The organism is Streptomyces sp. NPDC054956, assembly GCF_053609185.1.
In genome coordinates, this window is the sequence record NZ_JBSGXB010000659.1 from 1 (window position 1) to 1,171 (window position 1,171).

Here is a 1,171-nt window from a genome sequence, read left to right on the forward strand (position 1 = left end):
CGGTGGTCGCCGAGCGGGCCGGCATGGCCGTCTACGCGCCCGCCCCCGGCAACGGCGTCGGCGACCCGGTCCAGGTCGCCAAGGACTCCATCGAGTACGCGCGCACCAAGCAGTACGACGTGGTCATCGTCGACACCGCCGGCCGCCTCGGCATCGACGCCGAGCTGATGCAGCAGGCCGCGGACATCCGCGACGCCGTCAGCCCGGACGAGATCCTCTTCGTCGTCGACGCCATGATCGGTCAGGACGCGGTCAACACCGCCGAGGCCTTCCGCGACGGCGTCGGCTTCGACGGCGTCGTGCTCTCCAAGCTCGACGGCGACGCCCGTGGTGGTGCCGCGCTCTCCATCGCGCACGTCACCGGCAAGCAGATCATGTTCGCCTCGAACGGCGAGAAGCTCGACGAGTTCGACGCCTTCCACCCGGACCGCATGGCGGGCCGGATCCTCGACATGGGTGACATGCTCACCCTCATCGAGCAGGCCGAGAAGACCTTCAGCCAGGCCGAAGCCGAGAAGATGGCGGCCAAGCTGGCGAAGGGTCCCAAGGAGTTCACGCTCGACGACTTCCTGGCCCAGATGGAGCAGGTCCGCAAGATGGGCTCCATCTCCAAGCTGCTCGGCATGCTGCCCGGCATGGGGCAGATCAAGGACCAGATCAACAACATCGACGAGCGCGACGTCGACCGCACCGCCGCGATCATCAAGTCGATGACCCCGGCCGAGCGCCACGACCCGCACATCATCAACGGCTCGCGCCGCGCCCGTATCGCCAAGGGTTCCGGTGTCGAGGTCAGCGCCGTGAAGTCGCTGGTCGAGCGGTTCTTCGAGGCCCGCAAGATGATGTCCCGCATGGCCCAGGGCGGCGGCATGCCGGGCATGCCCGGCATCCCCGGGATGGGCGGCGGCCCCGGCCGGCAGAAGAAGCAGGTCAAGCAGGCCAAGGGCAAGCGCAAGAGCGGCAACCCGATGAAGCGCAAGGAAGAAGAGGCCGCTGCGGCCGCCCGCCGCGAGGCGGGCCCGCAGGCGGTCGAGCCCGCCGCCGGCGGCAACCCGTTCGGCCTGCCGGCCGGCGGGGGCCAGGCGGGCGGGGACTTCGACCTCCCCGACGAGTTCAAGAAGTTCATGAAGTAAGGCGCGCGAGCGTCGCGAAGGGCCCCGACCGGTGTCGC

The 1,171-nt window shown here is 69.6% G+C and carries 1 protein-coding gene; it reads left to right on the forward strand.

Features of this window, described 5'->3' with window-relative positions; genetic code table 11:
• Positions 1-1,133, forward strand: a 1,133-nt coding sequence (locus tag ACWGDE_RS39105; protein WP_453393842.1) for a signal recognition particle protein, incomplete at its 5' end; no start/stop codon positions are given.
• Between the last annotated feature and the right edge of the window lie 38 nt (positions 1,134-1,171).